The sequence below is a fragment of the Edaphobacter sp. 4G125 genome (assembly GCF_014274685.1).
GTDB lineage: Bacteria > Acidobacteriota > Terriglobia > Terriglobales > Acidobacteriaceae > Edaphobacter.
In genome coordinates this window covers 1,168,681-1,187,821 of record NZ_CP060393.1, presented here as the reverse complement: position 1 = coordinate 1,187,821, position 19,141 = coordinate 1,168,681, and the positions used below count along the sequence as shown (strand labels likewise).

The window sequence follows — 19,141 nt, the reverse complement described above, 5'->3', positions numbered from 1 at the left end:
CCCTCTACCAGAATCGACGGAATCCATACGATAGGCTAGAAAAGATGCTGGAAACAAAAAGGAAGCTGCGGATTGGAATCATCGGCTGCGGAAAGATCGCCGACGGTCATGCTGACGTGGTCAAGTATCTGGAAGGAGCGGAACTGGCCGCTGTCTGTGATCGTGAGCCGTTGCTCGCTGAACAGCTCGCCGTTCGCTACGGGGTTCCTGCCTGGTACGGCGATACCGCCGAGATGCTCGAACGCGAAAAGCTGGATGTCGTTCATATCACAACTCCTCCAGCGGTACATCTGGCGCTGACGCGACAGTGCGTCTCTGCTGGCGCCCACGTATTCCTGGAAAAACCTCTGGCCCTGACCGCTCCAGAGGCAAAAGAATTGATCGATGTGGTCGTGGCCGGAGGACGTCAGATGACGATCAACTACTGGCCCAACTTCGATCCTCCGGCAATGCGGTTCAAGCAGATGCTGGCAAGCGGCGAACTAGGCGATCCCGTGCACGTGGAAGCATTTATCGGATACGACCTCGCCGGAAACTATGGCCAGGTTCTGATGAGCGATCCTGGCTATTGGGTACATAAACTCCCCGGCAAGCTGTTTCACAACATGATGGATCACATCTTCAATCGCATCGTCCCGCTGTTTCCCGATGTCGAACCTGAGGTCCATGCCTTTGCCTATAAACGTCGAGAAGGTGTTCGCGGGAACGCTACCGATGCCATGCTGGACGAGCTGCGGGTCTACATGCGCGGAGGAAATGTCTCCGCCTTTGGCAGCCTGTGCTCTCATGCCCGCCCAATCGCAAACACCATGAAGGTCTACGGAACAAAGGCAACCGTCGAAGTCGATTTCAATAATCGCACTGTCGTCTCTACAACCTCGCAACGCTATCCGAGCGCTGTCGGCAGGCTGGCACCACCACTCCAGATGGCTGGCCGGTATCTGGCCGAGGCGAAGAAAAACATCGGCCAGTTCCGTCGCTATGAATTCCACTTCTTCGCCGGAATGTCGAAGTTGCTGGAATTGTTCTATGACAGCATCCGCACAGGCGGAGCTCCTCCTATCCCCTATTCAGAGATCTTGCGTGTCGCCTCAGTGATGGATCGCATCATTGAGCAGGTCTATCCAAAACCTGTTGCGGAGGATGCACGATGAAGATCCTCATCACCGGTGCAGGTGGCTTTTTAGGTAAGGCAATCGTTGAGCGTCTGCTCGCTCACGGAGAAACGGATTTGCGCTGCATGTTGCGCGATACCTCGAAGGCCCGAGGACTCGAAACCATTGCAGCCCGCTACCCACAGGCTCGCCTCGAATTCGTCACTGCAAACCTCCGGAACCCGTCTGAAATCGCTCCCGCCATTGCTGGCTGCGATATGGTGATCCATGCTGCGGCTGCGCTCAAAGGTTCACCCGCCGAGATGTTTCTCGACTCCGTGGCCGCCTCGCGCAACCTGCTGGAAAACATTGCCAACGAACTGCGTCCCATCCGAGTGGTTCTCGTCAGTTCATTTGGCGCTATGGGCGTAGCCGAATTGCAGCGTGGAGCCCTGGTCGACGAAAATACTCCGCTCGAACGCCATCCGGAGTGGCGAGATGTCTATTCCCATACCAAGCTTCGCCAGGAACAGCTCTTCTGGGAGTATCAGGCGAAGTATGGCTTCGAGCTGGTCGTTCTGCGTCCTGGAGTGATCTACGGCCCAGGCGGAGGCCACTTCTCCAACCGCGTCGGCCTCAGCCTCTTCGGACGATTTATCCACCTGGGTGGAAACAACCTGCTTCCGTTGACCTACGTGGACAACTGCGCCGAAGCGATCGTCGTCGCCGCTCTGCATCCAGAGGCCAACAATCAGGTCTACAACGTGGTGGACGATGATCTGGTCACCTCGCGGCAATACCTTGCTCTGTATAAGAGCAAGGTACGACCCGTGCGCTCGATCCCGATTCCTTACTTTGCTCTGATGTGGGGATCGAAGATGGTAGAACGCTACAGCCAGCGTTCGCGTGGACAGCTCCCGGCGATCTTCACTCCCTATAAGACAAAGGCGATGTGGGCCGGTAACCAATTCAGCAATGCAAAACTGAAAAGCATCGGCTGGCGCCCGCTGATCTCAACCCGCGAAGGCCTCGAACGAGCCTTCACAGCATTCCGCAATGAACCCGAAAAGGCGAAATAGGCTAGTGTCCTAAGTCTAAAGTTCGCACCATCAATAAAGTGTCATCCTGAGCGAAGTTTGGCGGTTTTCTGGCCAAACGGAATCGAAGGATCTGCGGTAGATCGGCACACCGCCGGGTGCCGGGCGCCCCATATCTGGCAGCTTTATCGTCAGATATGGGTTCGTTCGCGGCTTCCACCACAAAAGTGTCATTTCGACCGAACTGCGAAGCACGAGCGGAGAAATCCCCGTATTTTCTTCCTCTCCAGAAATCGGATACCCATTCATGGAGCACAGCGACATGAGTAGGTTCATTCGCGCGAAGCGCGAACCTGAATCCCTTGTCAACACCCGACTACACCACCAAAACCTGTAAAACACACAAAATAAATGGTTTATTAGAAAAAATTTACCCCTCAAAATTGCAGATCCACCCCGTGCGTTTCATTACACTGAAAGAGTAGAGAAAAAAGACGGGGCTAACTTCCGCACGATTCCCATAACTCATTTATTTTCTATATTTTGGCACCTAAATCATTTAGATAGAATATTTTGCGCAACAAGTGCGGAGATAAGTATTTTCGATTCAATACTTTGCGCAATAAGTAAGGGGAGGGGGGTCAGCTCCAGTAACTTCGATCCAGAGTTCGATACTGGATCGCCTCGGCGATATGTTTCGTCCCGATGCTCTCTGCGGCATCCAGGTCTGCAATCGTCCGGGCAACTTTCAGGATCCGATCATGTGCCCTGGCGCTCAATCCCTGCTGCTGCATGGCCCGCTCCAGCATTCGTTCTGCGTCTGACTCCAACATGCAGAACATTCTGATCTGTTGAGTGCTCATCTGCGCATTGGCAAAGACCCTCCGCGAAGCTGCCTTGCTCGATCCCTTGGTCCGCTCCGCCGTCTCGCCGAACCGTTCATGCTGCTTTCGTCGAGCCGCCAGAACACGCTCACGGATCTCGGCTGAACCCTCAGCCGCTGCTCCTCCGCGAAGTTCCTTGTACTCAACCGCCGGAACCTCAATATGGATGTCGATCCGATCCAGCAACGGCCCTGAAACCTTCGAGACATACCGCTGGATCATCGGCGGCGTACACATGCACTCTCGCCGCTTGTCATTGAAGTAACCGCACGGACACGGATTCATCGCCGCAGCCAGCATGAACCGCGCCGGAAAGCTCAGGCTCATCGCCGCCCGCGAGATCGTCACCGTCCCATCCTCCAGCGGCTGCCGCAGAACCTCCAGCACATTGCGCGGAAACTCCGGCAGCTCATCCAGAAATAGGAGGCCATTATGCGCCAGCGAGACTTCACCCGGCCGCGGAACCATTCCTCCGCCGATCAACCCCGCATCCGAGATCGTATGGTGCGGCGAACGGAACGGCCTGTATGCCACCAAACCTTGCTCGCCATCGAGAACGCCTGCAACCGAATGGATCTTCGTCGTTTCCAGCGCCTCCTCAAACTTCAGCGGAGCAAGAATCGATGGCAGTCTCTTCGCCAGCATCGTCTTGCCCGAACCCGGAGGCCCAATCATCAGAATATTGTGTCCACCCGCTGCAGCGACTTCGAGGGCCCGCTTCGCGACATGCTGTCCGCGAACGTCTTTGAAGTCAGACGGAAAGCTCTGCGCCTCATTCAGCAGTTCGCCCGCCTTCACCGCCAGCGGTGCCACAGAAATCGGACCGTTCGCCGCAGAGTTCAACAACTCGCGAACCTCGATCAGGCTCTTCACCGGATACACGTTGACGCCCTCGACCACTGCGGCTTCGCGAGCATTGCTTGCCGGAACGATAACGTTCTTAATTCCATTCGCTCGCGCCGCAACAGCAATCGGCAGCGTACCCGGAACAGCTCGCAGTGTCCCGTCGAGTCCAAGCTCTCCCACCAGAAGAAAGTCGTCCAATTCGCGGATCGTCAACGCGCCATAGGCTCCAAGAATGCCGATGGCAATCGGAAGATCGAACCCCGATCCTTCCTTCTTCAGGTCCGCAGGAGCAAGATTGATGGTGATCTTGGTCGGCGGGATCTCGAACCCGGAGTTCTTGATCGCCGATCGCACACGGTCGCGGCTTTCACGCACTGCAGCATCGGGAAGACCCACCGTGCTGAACTGCTCTTTATCCAGCTTGATCTGAGAAAAATCGACCTCAACGTCGATCAGGTGGGCATCGATTCCATAAACGGCAGCACTACGGGCCTTAAAAAGCATCGTCAGAAACTTCTATGTCCTTGAGAGCTTAAGTGTTGGGCGAGTATAGCATCGCTGTCCGCCTTGTCTCTCTCCCACAGAAGCGGCAGACTGCATCGCCCGGGCCTACAATGATGGTCGTGAATACCAGCCTCTTCGAGCTCTTCAAGATTGGCATCGGGCCCTCAAGCTCTCACACTGTAGGCCCCATGCGAGCCGCACTGCGGTTCGTGGAGTCTCTCGACCACAGAGGACATCTGGCAGATATAGAACATGTCATTGTCGATCTCTATGGCTCTCTCGCCCTCACCGGCCACGGGCACGGAACGGACCGCGCAATTCTTCTCGGGCTCACGGGCGAAGCCCCCGATACCGTTAATCCCGAGGTGATCGACGCCGAGATCGAAGCCATCCGTTCGACCGGAACCCTCTACCTGCTCGATCGCGACCCGATACCCTTCACCGAAGCCGAACACCTGCTCTTCCACCGCAACCAGATGTACCCCGATCCGGAGAAGCCGACTCATCCAAACGGTATGCGTTTCTCAGCCTTCGATTCTCAGGGCTATCTTCTCGCGCAAAATGTCTTCTACTCCATCGGAGGAGGCTTCATTCTCTCTGCTGAAGAGTTCGAAGCGCAGCAGCACGCAAAGACAACAACTACGCGTTCTGTTCCCTATCCGTTCCGTAGCGCTGCCGAACTGCTTGCGCTCGCAGCCAAGCACAATCTGGCCATCGCCGATCTTCTGCTCGCCAACGAAGTCGCTCTGCTCAGTGACCACTCCATCCGCCGTCCTTCACCAGTAGAGGGAGCACCCATAGCCACCCCGCAGGATCAGATCAAAGCCAGCATTCTCTCCATCTGGCACACCATGCAGTCCTGCACCGCCCGTGGACTCACCACAGAAGGAATCCTTCCCGGTGGTCTTAACGTCCGCCGTCGAGCACCACGACTGGCCCGCCGTCTCGAAACTGAAGGCTCAAAAGACCCACTCGCTCCGATGGATTGGGTGACCGTATACGCCATGGCCGTCAACGAGGAGAACGCCGCTGGAGGCCGGGTCGTCACCGCTCCCACCAACGGAGCCGCCGGAGTGATTCCTGCTATTGGGCACTACTACATGCGCTTTATCGAAAAAAAATCAGACGGAATCTCTGAAGAAAAAATAGCCGAAGAAGGAATCATTCGCTACTTCCTCACTGCCGCCGCCATCGGCATCCTCTACAAAGAGAACGCCAGCATCTCCGGAGCCGAGGTTGGGTGCCAGGGCGAAGTCGGCGTCGCCTGCTCGATGGCAGCAGGAGGACTCGCCGCCGCACTCGGTGGAACAAATGATCAAGTCGAGCACGCAGCTGAGATCGCGATGGAGCACAACCTCGGCATGACCTGCGACCCCATCGGCGGCCTCGTCCAGATTCCCTGCATCGAGCGCAACGGTATGGGGGCCGTAAAGGCAATCAATGCAACTCGCATGGCGATGCACGAGACACTCGGCCACAAGCTCTCGCTCGACCAGGTAATTGCAACCATGTACCAGACAGGACTCGACATGCAGTCACGTTACAAGGAGACCTCGTTGGCAGGACTCGCATTGAACATCATCGAGTGCTGAGCCTTATGCAGAGAGTCTACCCACGTTGATCCAGTAGCGAGTCTCCCATGTCACGACGCCACCAACCGCATAGCGGTTGAAGTAAGCCCTCAGGCTCTGTTCAAACTGAACATATCCAGGATCATCAATCCGTGGGCTGTGAGAGATCGACATTGCCATCCCATACAGACCGTCCCAATCCAGTTCCATGGAGCCCACAATCTCCTCGTGACGATAGTCGCGCACTAGAAAATCCTCTAGTCGTCGATAGGCTTGATATGTAGCTCGGGTACTGGCATGGTCCTTTGTATACATCCGCAGAAGATGCTCAAAGGCCTCATTCTCTTCGCGCCCCGATTCCCTGCGGCCAAAGGCGATACTCGCGAACCAACCCTCTGGCTTAAGAACGCGACGAAACTCCACCATCGCTCGGTCCAGGTCGAACCAGTGCAAAGCACGTCCAGCAACCACCATCTCCACCGAGGAGGCAGCCAAGCCGGTAGCCTCCGCCGTTCCATCAACGATCTCTAGACGCAAATCGTCGCCATGCAGATCGGCGCACATCTGCCGCATTTCCTCGTTCGGCTCGATCGCAAGGACGCGATTGCCATTCTCGAGAAAGACATCGCTCAGCATTCCCGTGCCGGCTCCGACATCTGCAACTGTCCACTCTGGAATCAGCTCGCACCATACACGAAGTCGAGGTAGCAGAACCTCTGGAGCATATCTCTCGCGATAGCGAGCATACGCCGTAGCCTTCCCGGAAAACCGACCTACATTCTTCTCCTTCAATCCCTCTCCACCGCCAGCGCAACCGAGTTACCTCCCCCCAGGCATAGCGCCGCAACTCCCTTCTTTACATCGCGCCGGATCATCTCGTGGATCAGAGTCACGAGCACACGAGCGCCACTTGCCCCGATAGGATGTCCGATCGCCACCGCGCCGCCATTCACATTGACCTTCTCGAGTGGGACGCCAAGTTCCTGTGTGACCGCCAACGCCTGAACGCTGAAGGCCTCATTCAGCTCGTAGAGGTCTACCTCATCCCGATGCCAACCTGCCTTCTCAAGCACGCGGCGTACGCCCGTCACCGGAGCCATCATCACCCATCGAGGTTCGACACCGCTGACCGCCTGTGCGCGAATCCTTACCATCGGCGTAAGTCCCAGCGTCTTCGCCCTGGCAGAAGACATCACCACCACAGCCGCAGCCGCATCATTCACTCCAGGAGCATTTCCTGCCGTGACACTTCCATCCTTCTTGAATGCAGGCCGCAAAGCGGCCAGCGACTCCAGAGATGCATCTTCCCGAATGCTTTCATCTCGGCGAACGACAACCGGATCGCCATCCTTCTTCTTCGGAGCCAACGTGACAGGAACCACCTCAGCTTGAAACCTTCCCTCTCGCCAGGCGGCAGCAGCACGGCGATGCGACTCTAACGCGAACACGTCCTGCTGCTCACGCGAAATGCCATATTTTTCCGCCACCAGCTCTGCCGTCATTCCCATGTGCTGATCGTCGCAGGCGCACCACAGTCCGTCACGGATCATGGAATCAATAATGGTTCCATCCCCCATCCGCATCCCCTTGCGCGCTCCCGGAAGAAGATACGGCGCATTCGACATGGATTCCATCCCACCGGCTACAACCACCTCCGCATCTCCCGTCATAATGTTCTGCGCTCCCAGGGCAACCGCGCGCAAGCCGCTTCCACAAACCATGTTTACCGTAAACGCAGAGACGGTATCCGAAAGACCTCCACGCAAGGCAGCTTGCCTCGCCGGGTTCTGTCCCAGGCCCGCTGGAAGTACGCAGCCCATCACGCATTCATCAACATACGCCGCATCAATCTTCGCTCTGTGAATCGCCTCGCGAATCGCAATGGCGCCAAGTTCCACCGCGGACAACTCCGACAGCGCTCCTTGAAATTTTCCGACTGGTGTACGAACCGCGGAGACAAGAACTGCTTGATTCATCGACATGCCTCTCTTCTTCAACGCGTCAGTATAGGACTCTTTTCTGGATGAGTGCACCTTCGAGTCGCGCAAAGAACGAAACACGGAGCGGGAAAGCTCCAAAAAATATTTTTCTAAATTGATGGATTTTTCTTGACAGTGAATTTCCCTAAATCTATACCTTCGTTAGCTGCAATGAAGCGTGTTGCAGAGGCAATGTCTAATCACTAGGGAGAATAGGCACATGGCAACGAAGAAGGCAGCCAAAAAAGCACCGGCCAAGAAAGCTGCAAAGAAGGCCGCAAAGAAGAAGTAAACCAGCAACAACAAAGGCAACAAACGGGGGACGCCATCAGCGTCCCCCGTTTCGTGTCAGCTGCAAAATGCTTCTAGGGCGTAGGCACTTTCACGCTCTTCGGAGTGGAAAGATAACCGGAAACCTTGTTCTTCTCAACAGAGTTCACCACCAGCTCATACAGAACAGGATCCTTGCCCGTATAAAACTGCACCGGCTCATCCAATCCTTTGTCCTTCTTCTCAATGATCTTGTCGTCCGCACTCACATTCAAGGTGTACCTGGAATGCTTCTGGTCCGCCTTCTTCAATTGCAGCTTGATCGTCGAAAGCAGCGTCGGCTGTTGCCCCTTCTGCAAGGTGAACTCGTAGTAGTTCCGGTCGCCCTTATGCTTCAGGATCTCCAGCTCATCATGGTTCTTCGCAATTAGGCCGCTCATCACTCCGGCATCGCCCATCACGCGCGTAAGCTGGGTCTTGGTCTGCTCCAGATCGGTTTTGGTAGCCGCGACATCCGTCTTCACACCTCCAACATCTGTCTTCACGTTCGAGACCTCGCTCGACACGGCACCGATCTGTTTCTGGGTTGCAGCCTGGGCCTCTTCCAGCTTCGCCTGAGCCAACTTCTGCTGAGCAAGAATGCTCTGCGCCTTCAGTTCAAGCTGCTTCTGGGTCATTCCGACACTCTGTCCCAGAGTTTCGCTGGTCGCTCGCAGACGGGCATTCGTCGCCTCCAGCTTCTGGTTCAGCTCCGCATTCTTTTGCTCCGCTACCGTCAGCTTCTGGGTCGCCGCTCCCAGGTCCTTTTGCAGGGAATAGCACCAGATCAAACCTCCTAGTGCCGCCAGCAGTGAAATTGCCACGACTGCAAGCAGCGCTCCAGAGATCGACCTCTCCTCAACATATCCTCTTTCCTCCATCGCACTCTCCTTCAGATTGCCTAAATTTCACTGCGTTGCTTCTTCTGCCTGGGCGTACTGATGAACAGGCACTAACAGACTATATCTCTCTTCTCTCCCCTTTCCTACGGAAGACCATAGACTGGTCTTATGGACCACTCAGACATCTGCATTGCCGGAGCAGGGATCATCGGCCTCTCGCTCGCGCTTGAACTTCACCACCGCGGCGCCAAGGTTACCGTTCTCGACCAGGGTGAACCTCTTGCCGAAGCCTCCACCGCTGCGGCTGGCATGCTCGCCGCAAATGATCCTGATAACCCTCCCGAGCTTCTGCCTTTGTCTGAGTTAAGCCGCTCTCTTTATCCCGACTACCTCGCTCGGTTATTTCGCCTCTCCGGCATCATCGTCCCTTTTCAGACAAATACGACCCTGCAAGAGATTCCTGCTCATGCATCAAATAGGAGTCACCACCTTCCTCTCGCAACCCGCGAAGACCTCTCCTTGCTACTGCCGCAACTGGCCCCGGGATCACGTCAATTCGCCCGCCTCGACGAGAACAGCCTCGACCCACGAGAGCTGGCGCAAGCTCTGCTGGCAGCCGTCCGTTCCACAACCATTGAACTGATCTCTCAGACACCCGTCCGTTTTGTTCGCTCCAATGCAGGAAATGTCGAGGTCCACACCGCAGATCGAGTTCTTTCTCCCGCCTCCGTGGTCGACTGCACCGGCGCATGGGGACTAACCCAGTTCCCTCCCGGACATGTGCGCGCAATCCCTCGAAAAGGACAGATGCTCGCCGTCACGCTTCCATCCTCCCTGCCGCTTAACCTGGTCGTTCGAACACCCGATATCTATATTGTTCCCCGAACCACAGGCCCCATGTCCGGAAGGGCCATCATCGGAGCTACCGTCGAGGACGCCGGCTTCGACAAAAAAGTCTATCCTGGCGAGATCGCCAGACTTCGCGCCCGCGCCACCGAACTCCTCCCTGATCTCGCCCAGGCTCAGGAAGCAGAGACTTGGGCTGGGCTTCGTCCCGGAAGCAGCGACGGGCTTCCCCTTTTAGGTGAGGTCGTAAAAAACCATTTTGTAGCCGCAGGACATTATCGCAACGGCATCCTTCTGGCTCCCGCAACCGCATTCGTTATGGCGCAACTCCTTTTGGGAGAATCCCCTCAGGTCGACCTCGCCTCGTTCTCTCCTCGACGGAAACCATAGAACTGGAATCGCACAAGCCTTACGATATTCGAACGGTCACCGTGACAATCGTTTCCTGGCTGAGCTATAACCAGATGTAATTACGTTTTGCTGGGAGAAGTCCATCTATGTCAACTGCTGTTGCCCCGAAAGGCCTCGAAGGCATTGTAGCCACCAATTCATCCATCTGCTGGATCGACGGCGATGCTGGGGTGCTTTCGTACCGCGGCATCGATATTCATGAGCTCGCCCAGCGCTCAACCTTTGAAGAAACCACCTACCTCCTGTGGTTTGGCAAATTACCCAACAAGGCCGAGCTCGAAGATTTCAAAAAGAAGCTGGCCGAGGCTCGTAAGGTCGACCCTAAGATCATCGATCTTCTTCGCACCGTTCCAAAGACCACAACTCCGATGCAGGTCCTGCGAACTGCTGTCTCCATGCTCAGCATGTACGACGTGGACGAAGCCGATAACTCCCACGATGCCAATGTGCGAAAGTCTTACCGGCTTACCTCACAGATCGCGATGATCGTTGCTCTCTTCGATCGCATCCGCAAAGGAAAGGAAATCGTCGAAGCCGATCCTTCCCTCTCGCACGCCGCAAATTTCCTCTGGATGCTCAACGGAGAGAAACCCTCCGATACCGCAGTTCGTACCTTCGACATCGCTCTGATCCTCCATGCCGACCACGAACTGAATGCCAGCACCTTTGCCGCCCGTGTCATCGCCGCGACGCTGGCTGATATTCATTCCGCCATTACCGGCGCCATCGGCGCGCTCAAGGGACCGCTTCATGGTGGAGCCAATGAAGCCACTATGCGCCTGCTCTATGCCATCGATAAGGCCGGAGCCGACCCCATCGAATACGTCCGCCAGATGTTTGCCGAAAAGAAGAAGATCTCCGGTTTCGGTCACCGCGTCTATCACACTGAAGATCCCCGTGCGACCCACCTTCGTCGCATGTCCGAAGAGCTGAGCAAGACCTCCGGCAACATGAAATGGTTTGAGCTTTCTCGCAAGATCGAGCAGTTCGTCAAGCAGGAAAAGAAACTGAACGCCAACGTCGATTTCTACTCCGCTTCGACCTATACCTTGCTCGGTATCGACATCGATCTCTTTACACCAATCTTTGCCGTCAGCCGTATCTCGGGGTGGGCTGCCCACGTCATCGAACAGCACGACGACAATCGTCTGATCCGGCCTCGCGCCGAGTATGTCGGGCCCGCTTATCCAGCGCCCTACTCATCGATCGAAAATCGCTAAGAGCAAATCCTTTAAGCCACAACGGGCGGGAAATTTTCCCGCCCGTTGTGGCTTAAATCCTGCTTGGCAACTGCTCAGAAAAATGCCATCCTCAAGCAATCAGGACATCTGTTTTGTCATTCTTCTCGGCCAGCGGGCAATATTGCAGGGTTCTTCTATGCCTCCTGCTCCCCTCATCCGCTCTAGCGCAAGCCGCGGCCAGAACACCTGTCCCTGCAGACCCCTCTGCAATCGTCGCCAGCCTGTCCACCATCCCTCTGGACCTTGATCAACCGGATGCTAACGCTATCCTGCCTAATTTCAATGCCGGGATTACCTTCACCAGCGTCCACGACTCCCTCACAGGCTGGTCAACTCTCGCCATCCCCTCCGTCAGCTACACCATCAATAACACCTTCTTCATTGAAGGAAACATCCCTATCTACTTCTATCGTTTGGCTGAAAGTAAGGCCGCACACCCCAAGCCTGACAAGCGGCTCGTCAAGCAGCGAGGCGAGCTTGGAGACGCCTTCTTCTCTCTCCATGCCCTGTTCACACCCGAAAGATTCTCGTATGAGACCATCCTCTCTTTCACAGCGCCAACCGGCGACACGGACTATGGCCTGACGACAGGCCGCGTAACCTTTGACATCAACAATCGATTTTCACGCAACTATCGTCGCCTCACTCCTCTGCTTGAGATCGGCGCGGGAGACTCTGCAACATTGGTCAACAGGCAGGTTAAGAAAAACTACACATCTCTCGGCCCGCTAGCGCACTTCCAACTTGGATTCGTCTCGAATCTCTCTCGCTGGGCTTCCTTCGAGTCCGACCTTTACGAACAGCTTCCTATTGGCGACCAAAAGATCTACAGCGCCTATCGCAAAGGCCGCCCGACCATTGTCATCGGTCATAACGTTACGGAAGACAACGGATTTATCAATGCGATCGATATCCCCTTGAATCGCAAGACAATTCTCTCCAGCTACTACAATCGCAGTCTCCGCCGCGGGATCGATGACGTCGGAATATCCCTGACATTTACGCTACATGGCGCTCCATCGAGCAGCGAGAATCTCTCCTTCGACGAGCTCATGCGCTGACAAACAGACGAGCGCCTTGCGTCAGGTCTACTTCTTCTCACTCGCCGGCGGAATGATTCCGTTCATACGCAGATACTCTGCCAGTTGGCCGTAGTGATCGAAACCATGAGCTACCAGAAAACCCGCGACGCTCGTCCGTGTTGCATCGGGCCCCAGGGGTTTGAACGTTACACTCTCAAAGGCGTTCTGTGTCGTCAGTGTAGCCATCGCCTTATGGGCAAAAGCGAAGGACCCTTGGACCGCTGCCACAATCTGATCCTTGTCCTTCATATTAGCGATCGCCTTCACATCCACATCCGGTTTCTGCCCACTAACCTGGCTCGCAAAGAAATAGTTTGCCTGAGCAACATGCGCCACCATCTGTCCGAAGGTCCTCACACCCTGATTGTTTGGAGAAAGGTAATCGCTCTTCTGCGATGGAACAAAGATCGCCGCGCTGGGAGCAAAACCATACTTCTCCGCCGGCATCGCGTTCGCCACTCCCATGAACTGATTCTCGAAGAGAGTCAGGACCGAATCGAACGACTTTGCCGGTTCTATCGTGGCCTTCGCCTCTGCGGCAGGTACCTGTGCTCGCATTCCCGTGATGCAACAACCCATCAGAGCTATCGCGACAATCATCCGTTTCATCATTGTCTTTCTCTCCAGTCCACTCGATATGCGGGCAGTACCCGCAGAACCGCGCTCAGGCTATCAAACCTGTCCTTCGCCCGGCATGTTGTTCGTCCCCGAAAACCTCGTAATTTTCAACGAATCAGTTAAGCAGAAGTAAAATAAAACTATGCAGCGAATCTACATGGACGCAAACGCCACCACCCCCCTACTTCCGGAGGTGTTTGAGGCGATGCGCCCCTTCTACCTCGAGCACTACGGCAACGCCAGTTCCATCCATCAGCAGGGCCAACAGGCCCGAACCGCTGTCGACCGCGCTCGCGAAGCCGTAGCCGGTATGCTGCATTGCCGTCCCGCAGAGGTCGTTTTTACCTCTGGCGGTACGGAGAGCGACAATCTCGCCCTCTTTGGGGTTCTCGCCCCGGGCGACCACCTCATCACCACCTCGATCGAGCATCACGCTGTGCTCCATGCAGCTCAGTCGCTGACCTCTCGCGGTGTAGAAGTCACCTTCCTGCCGGTAACTCCCCAGGGACTGGTTGAGCCCGCCGAGCTTCTCACCGCGCTCAAGCCTAACACCCGTCTGGTCAGCATCATGTACGCCAATAACGAGACGGGCGCCATCCAGCCCATCGATGCGCTGGCAGGAATCGCCCATGCTGGCGGAGCTCTCTTCCATACCGATGCTGTTCAGGCAGGCGGGAAGCTCCCTCTCGACGTCAGCCCCCATGGCTTCCTCAAGGACGTTGATCTGCTCACCCTCTCCGGGCACAAATTCCATGCCCCAAAGGGAACGGGCATCCTCTATGTACGCCGTAGCGTGCAGCTCTCTCCCATGTTTCATGGCGGAGCCCACGAGCGTCAGCGTCGCGCAGGTACCGAGAATGTCCCCGGTATTGTTGGGTTCGGCAAAGCTGCTGAGCTCGCGACCGAGTGGTTCAGAGCCGACGGTCCAGCCAAGCTCGCTGCCCTTCGTGATCGTCTGGAGCAAGGCATCCTCTCACAGATTCCAGAGACAGGAGTAAACGGCGTTGGAGCTCCTCGTGTGGCCAATACCACCAGCATCCATTTTGATCACGTCGAGGCTGAAGCTCTCCTGATCGCTCTCGACCTCAAGGGCCTCTCCGTCAGCGGAGGCAGCGCCTGCCAGTCCGGCGCAAGTGAACCTTCCCATGTCCTGACTGCGATGGGCCTCTCCGCTACCCGCGCACGCGCCACCCTTCGCTTTTCTCTCTCGAAGCTGACGACCGAAGCCGAGGTAGACGAAGCGCTCCGGATCATTCCAGCGGCTGTGGCTCATCTCCGCGAACTCTCGCCGACTTACGGAAAGCCCGCCGAAGTCACCGCATAAACAAATATCCCACCCGTGTAAGACATGAATGGGATATTCAAGTACCGCTAGAATCTTCTGAAGAATCTGTGGTTTCTCTATGGGCCGCGATCTCTCCCTTACAAATACCAGGGAATATTCACCACCACGATTCGCTGATTTCCCTTGAGTAGCAGCAATAGCTTCAGCAGCTGAACACGCTGGTTATGCAATGCGTTCTCCCACCAGTGCCGTACTACAAGTTCCGGAAGCAACACGGCAATTTTCCTTCCGGGGTGGGTGCTTTCAAGCTCAAGGATGTAATCCATCAACGGATTGATGATGAACCGGTAGTTCGAAGGAATTGTCACCAGTTCTGGCTCCTTCATCCCTTCCTTCCGGATTGGAGCCAGCACATTGTTCTCCCAATCAGCTTCAAGGCCCACCGGCTCATCATCCGAGTGCACATGGACGATCTTCAGATCCTTTGACATCAGGATTCCGAAGCGGAGTGCCTTTTCTGCAATCCGGTCCCAGCGAGCCATTGGAATCACCACTACAGGATCCTCAAGGTTGCTCAGGTTCAGTGGGGTCATGTCCTTCATCTCACGCTTGACACGCGTGTAGTGCCGTTTGACGCCCAGCATAATTCCGATCATCAGCGGCACCAGCAGGGCCGTCACCCAGGCTCCCGCAACAAACTTCGCTACAAGAACAACCACCAGCGTGATTCCAGTCGCCACAGCGCCAAAGCCATTGACGAACATGTGCCATATACGTCCTGGGTGCTTCTCCGCCTTCATCCAGTGCACCACCATTCCGGCCTGCGAAAGCGTGAAGGCCAGAAACGCACCGATCGCATAAAGCGGAATCAGACGGTCGGTCACGCCTCCGAAGAGAATCAAAATGACCGCTGTGAATCCGGTCAGCGCATAGACGCCGTGTGAATACAACAAACGTCTGCCGCGAAGCGTGAAGACATGCGGGAGATAGTCATGCATGGAGATAGCTCGTGCCAGTCGCGGAAAATCTGCAAACGCCGTATTCGCGCTTAGCGACAACGCCAACAGCACACTTCCCATGGTGAGGTAATAAAACCAGCCGCGTCCTAGGATCGCCGAAGTAAGGATGCTAATAACGTTCTGATAGTGAAAAGCCTCCGGATCCATCGCGGTAATTCCGTAAGCCTTCGAAAGCCACGCAATGCCAAATAAAAGAACAATCAGTGTCCCAACAATAATTGTTAGCGCACGCTGCGCCTTCTTGGATCGAGGCTCCTCGAACGCCATCACACCATTCGATACGGCTTCCACTCCTGTCATCGCAGCACAACCGCTGGAAAACGTCTTCAGCAGTAACCACAACGAGAGATATTTCACCGTCTGGACCGCAGGAGGAGGGGGTATAACAACTGGAACCGGATGTCCGTGGCTGGCATAAACGCGAAATACCCCAACCGCAATCACAGTCAGCAGTGTTGCAACAAAAAGAAATGTGGGAATAATGAACGCCGCACCGGTGTCTTTTACGCCTCGTAGATTAACAATCGCCAGAATTGCCAGAATCACCAGACAAATCGACAGGCGATGATTATGCAGTTCAGGAACCGCCGAGGTCAGCGCACTCACGCCGGCCGAAATACCCACCGCCGCCGTCAGAATGTAATCAATCATCAGGGCCGCCGCCGCCAGCAGTCCAGCCCCCTCACCGAGGTTTTCCGTCGCAACCGTGTACGACCCGCCGCCGCTCGGATACGCCTCAATCGTCTGGCGATAGCTGAAATACACAATAACCAGAAGGATCAGGATCGCTGAGATGACAGGAACGATATGATCCAGCCCCATGAGCCCCAGCGGGATCAGCAGCGTCATCGCTGCCTCAGGCCCATAAGCCGCGCTCGTCAGAGCATCCAGTCCAAAGATCGGAATTCCCGCTGCAACGCCGATATGCTCGGCGCGTTCGTCACTGGACGCCAGAGGGCGCCCAAAAAGTACATCAGTAAATGACATGGCCGTATTCGATACTAACTTGGCTCGTCAAATTTTCAGTGTTTTTTTATGCCGGCGATAAACTGGACCCATGCCTAACCTTTATGACATCCCGCTTCAGCGCATCGACGGTACTCCAACCTCCCTGGCCGATTACCGTGACAAAGTACTGCTCCTGGTCAACGTAGCCTCTCAGTGCGGTCTTACGCCCCAGTACGAGGCCCTTGAAAAGCTCTATTCACAATTTAAAGACTCGGGCCTGGTTGTCTGTGGCTTTCCCGCCAACGACTTCGGGGCTCAGGAACCCGGCACAAACGATGAGATCGCAGCCTTCTGTCGCGCCAACTACTCGGTCGACTTCCCCATATTCTCCAAAATCGCTGTCACCGGACCTTCGACGCATCCCCTCTATCAAGCCCTTATCGCCGCTCAACCCAACACCACCAGCGAAACCCGCTCCAGTTTCCGCGAAAGACTCAACGGCTTCCTCCGCGATAAGCACAATGGTGCCACTACGAACCCCGAACCCGGAATCCTCTGGAACTTCGAAAAGTTCCTGGTCGACCGTAAAGGAAACGTCATCGCCAGATTTTCGCCCGAAGTCACACCTGACGACCCAAAGATCGTCGCCGCCATTGAATCTGCGCTGGCCTCCTAAGGCCAGCACCTCCCCAACCCAATTTCGCTTTACGATCGGACTGCTCAATGCTCAACCGTTTCGTCGTACTAACCTTGCTTGTTACCTCCTCTGCCTTCGCCCAGAAAACTCCCATCAAGATCACTGCCGATCTCTCGGATGCTCCCCGCAAGATTTACCACGCCGAGGTCGATATCCCCGTCACCTCCGGCGTGGTTTCACTCACCACACCCCAGTGGATCCCCGGGAACCACCGCCCTACAGGCCCGGTCAGCGACATCACCGGCGTCGTCTTCTCGGCGAATGGCAGACCCTTGACTTGGCGGCGCGATGACACCGACCTCTACCAGTTCCATGTCACGGTGCCTGAAGGCGTCACTACCCTGCACGCTCATCTTGACTGCATCGTTACCTCGCGCATCTCACAGAGGCTTGCCGTGCTTGAGTGGGAAAAGCTCCTCCTCTATCCCGCCAATACGCCTGTGAAGGACATTCCCGTTCAACCGTCGGTCACGGTCCCGGCAGGCTGGGGCATTGGCACCGCGCTGACGCCAACCGACGGATACGATCCTCAACACCCCAAGGGCGGAACCACACACTTCGCCGTCACCACCGTCGAGCAGCTTGAAGATTCTCCCGTTATCACCGGCCAGTACTTCCGCGAGTTCGCTCTCGCTCCCGAGGTCACACCGAAACACTACATCGACGTCGTCTCTGATGAGCCCGAAGATGCCAACCTTCGCCCTGCGGTCCTGACACAGCTCAACAACCTCGTCCGGGAAGCTCAGGCTGCCTACGCCTCGCATCATTACAACGCCTACCATTTCCTCCTCACACTCTCCGATGTGGCTGGAGGCGAGGGTCTCGAGCACGGTCAGTCCTCCGACAACGGCACCGACGAAAAGACCTTCACGGATGAAGCCCATCTCCTGGCCGACGCCGATCTGCTCCCGCACGAGTTCACTCACTCCTGGAATGGCAAATACCGCCGCCCCGACAACCTCTATCAGGACACCTTCGCCAAGATGCAGCAAGGCTCGTTGCTCTGGGTTTACGAGGGCATGACGCAGTACCTCGGCAACGTGCTCGCCGCGCGCTCTGGCCTCAAATCACAGGCACAGTATCGCGACCTCCTCGCTATGTCGGCCGCCAATCTTGACTACAAGCCCGGCCGCCAGTGGCGCTCTACGGAAGACACCGCCATCGCAGCCAGCATCCTCCGCGGAGGCAATTCCGCCTGGGCCAACTGGCGCCGTGGTCAGGACTACTACCAGGAAGGCGAGCTCTTCTGGCTCGACGCCGATACCTTCATCCGTCAGAAGACCAACAACCAGAAGTCCCTCACCGACTTCCTGCACATCTTCCTGGCCAAAGGCGGCAACACAGGTCCACTGATCGTCACATACGACCGCAAGGAGCTGATCGCCGATCTCAACCAGGTGCTCCCCTACGATTGGGCCACCTTCATCCATGACCGCATCGACAACATCAACCCACGCGCCGATCTCGACGGCATCGAGCGCGGCGGCTACAAACTCGTCTTCACCGATAAGCCCAACCCTTCAGAGAAGATGATCGGCGCAGCCGCCGGAGCGCGACGTGGCGGTAGCGCGTGGTATTCCCTTGGCCTCCGCATCTCCGCCGAAGGTCTCATCTCCGATGTCCGATGGGGCAGCCCCGCGGATAAAGCCAACATCGGTCCCGGAACAAAGGTTCTTGCCGTCGACGGAAACATCTACTCCTCGGGTGCCCTGCGAAAAGCTATCCAGGACGCCAAGGGCAAGACTGAGCCCATCCACCTCATCCTGCAGAACGATACCTTCGTAAGACTGGCTGACATCAACTACCACGACGGCGAGCGCTACCCCGTCCTTCAGCGCATCGAAGGCACCCCAGCCTACCTCGACGACATCACGAAACCTCTCACTACTCCAGAGAAAGTACCCACAGAAAAGAAAACCGAGTAGCGT

The 19,141-nt window shown here is 56.1% G+C and carries 15 protein-coding genes; 9 read left to right on the top strand and 6 right to left on the bottom strand.

The features are described from left to right. Nucleotides 1-44: 44 nt before the first annotated feature. Nucleotides 45-1,154: a Gfo/Idh/MocA family protein gene (locus H7846_RS04935; RefSeq protein ID WP_186695397.1), complete on the top strand. Its 1,110-nt coding sequence runs from the start codon at nt 45-47 to the stop codon at nt 1,152-1,154. Next, nucleotides 1,151-2,173, top strand: a complete 1,023-nt coding sequence (locus H7846_RS04930; protein WP_186695396.1) for an NAD-dependent epimerase/dehydratase family protein — start codon at nt 1,151-1,153, stop codon at nt 2,171-2,173. The genes H7846_RS04935 and H7846_RS04930 overlap by 4 nt, the downstream gene beginning before the upstream one ends. A gap of 599 nt (nt 2,174-2,772) precedes the next feature. On the opposite strand, the gene H7846_RS04925 is transcribed toward H7846_RS04930, so the two are convergent. After that, the gene (locus tag H7846_RS04925; RefSeq protein ID WP_186695395.1) at nt 2,773-4,365 is read right to left on the bottom strand and encodes a YifB family Mg chelatase-like AAA ATPase; all 1,593 of its coding nucleotides are present in this window, start codon (nt 4,363-4,365) and stop codon (nt 2,773-2,775) included. Between the two features lie 119 nt (nt 4,366-4,484). Between H7846_RS04925 and H7846_RS04920 the strand changes: the two genes are divergently transcribed. Beyond that, nucleotides 4,485-5,957, top strand: a complete 1,473-nt coding sequence (locus tag H7846_RS04920; protein ID WP_304487890.1) for an L-serine ammonia-lyase — start codon at nt 4,485-4,487, stop codon at nt 5,955-5,957. 3 nt (nt 5,958-5,960) lie between these two features. Here H7846_RS04920 and H7846_RS04915 read toward each other — a convergent pair whose 3' ends face one another. The 3 genes from H7846_RS04915 to H7846_RS04905 form a co-directional block, all read right to left on the bottom strand. Then, a complete protein-coding gene (locus tag H7846_RS04915) occupies nt 5,961-6,728 on the bottom strand; it encodes a class I SAM-dependent methyltransferase (protein ID WP_186695394.1) in 768 nt (255 codons plus the stop codon). Next, nucleotides 6,725-7,912 carry an acetyl-CoA C-acetyltransferase gene (locus H7846_RS04910; protein ID WP_186696187.1) on the bottom strand — a complete coding sequence of 396 codons (1,188 nt, stop codon included), beginning with the start codon at nt 7,910-7,912 and terminating at the stop codon, nt 6,725-6,727. The genes H7846_RS04915 and H7846_RS04910 overlap by 4 nt, the downstream gene beginning before the upstream one ends. A gap of 368 nt (nt 7,913-8,280) precedes the next feature. After that, a complete protein-coding gene (locus H7846_RS04905; protein ID WP_186695393.1) occupies nt 8,281-9,105 on the bottom strand; it encodes a hypothetical protein in 825 nt (274 codons plus the stop codon). A gap of 129 nt (nt 9,106-9,234) precedes the next feature. Here H7846_RS04905 and H7846_RS04900 point away from each other — a divergent pair, with 129 nt between their 5' ends. From H7846_RS04900 to H7846_RS04890, 3 genes are all read left to right on the top strand, one after another. Next, nucleotides 9,235-10,302 (top strand): NAD(P)/FAD-dependent oxidoreductase, encoded by a 1,068-nt coding sequence (locus H7846_RS04900; RefSeq protein WP_186695392.1) that lies wholly within the window; start codon nt 9,235-9,237, stop codon nt 10,300-10,302. A 107-nt stretch (nt 10,303-10,409) separates the two neighbouring features. Next, entirely contained in the window at nt 10,410-11,543 is a 1,134-nt protein-coding gene (locus tag H7846_RS04895) for a citrate synthase (RefSeq protein WP_186695391.1), read from the top strand. A gap of 113 nt (nt 11,544-11,656) precedes the next feature. Continuing rightward, on the top strand, nt 11,657-12,625 hold the full coding sequence (locus H7846_RS04890; RefSeq protein WP_186695390.1) for a hypothetical protein: 969 nt from the start codon (nt 11,657-11,659) through the stop codon (nt 12,623-12,625). Between the two features lie 27 nt (nt 12,626-12,652). Here H7846_RS04890 and H7846_RS04885 read toward each other — a convergent pair whose 3' ends face one another. Then, a complete protein-coding gene (locus H7846_RS04885; protein ID WP_186695389.1) occupies nt 12,653-13,258 on the bottom strand; it encodes a DinB family protein in 606 nt (201 codons plus the stop codon). Between the two features lie 148 nt (nt 13,259-13,406). Between H7846_RS04885 and H7846_RS04880 the strand changes: the two genes are divergently transcribed. Next, nucleotides 13,407-14,588: a cysteine desulfurase family protein gene (locus H7846_RS04880; protein ID WP_186695388.1), complete on the top strand. Its 1,182-nt coding sequence runs from the start codon at nt 13,407-13,409 to the stop codon at nt 14,586-14,588. A gap of 98 nt (nt 14,589-14,686) precedes the next feature. On the opposite strand, the gene H7846_RS04875 is transcribed toward H7846_RS04880, so the two are convergent. Beyond that, the gene (locus H7846_RS04875) at nt 14,687-16,555 is read right to left on the bottom strand and encodes an APC family permease (RefSeq protein ID WP_186695387.1); all 1,869 of its coding nucleotides are present in this window, start codon (nt 16,553-16,555) and stop codon (nt 14,687-14,689) included. A 70-nt stretch (nt 16,556-16,625) separates the two neighbouring features. Here H7846_RS04875 and H7846_RS04870 point away from each other — a divergent pair, with 70 nt between their 5' ends. Both H7846_RS04870 and H7846_RS04865 read left to right on the top strand, forming a co-directional pair. Continuing rightward, nucleotides 16,626-17,192: a glutathione peroxidase gene (locus H7846_RS04870; RefSeq protein ID WP_186695386.1), complete on the top strand. Its 567-nt coding sequence runs from the start codon at nt 16,626-16,628 to the stop codon at nt 17,190-17,192. A gap of 47 nt (nt 17,193-17,239) precedes the next feature. After that, on the top strand, nt 17,240-19,138 hold the full coding sequence (locus tag H7846_RS04865; RefSeq protein WP_186695385.1) for a M61 family metallopeptidase: 1,899 nt from the start codon (nt 17,240-17,242) through the stop codon (nt 19,136-19,138). Nucleotides 19,139-19,141 lie beyond the last annotated feature (3 nt).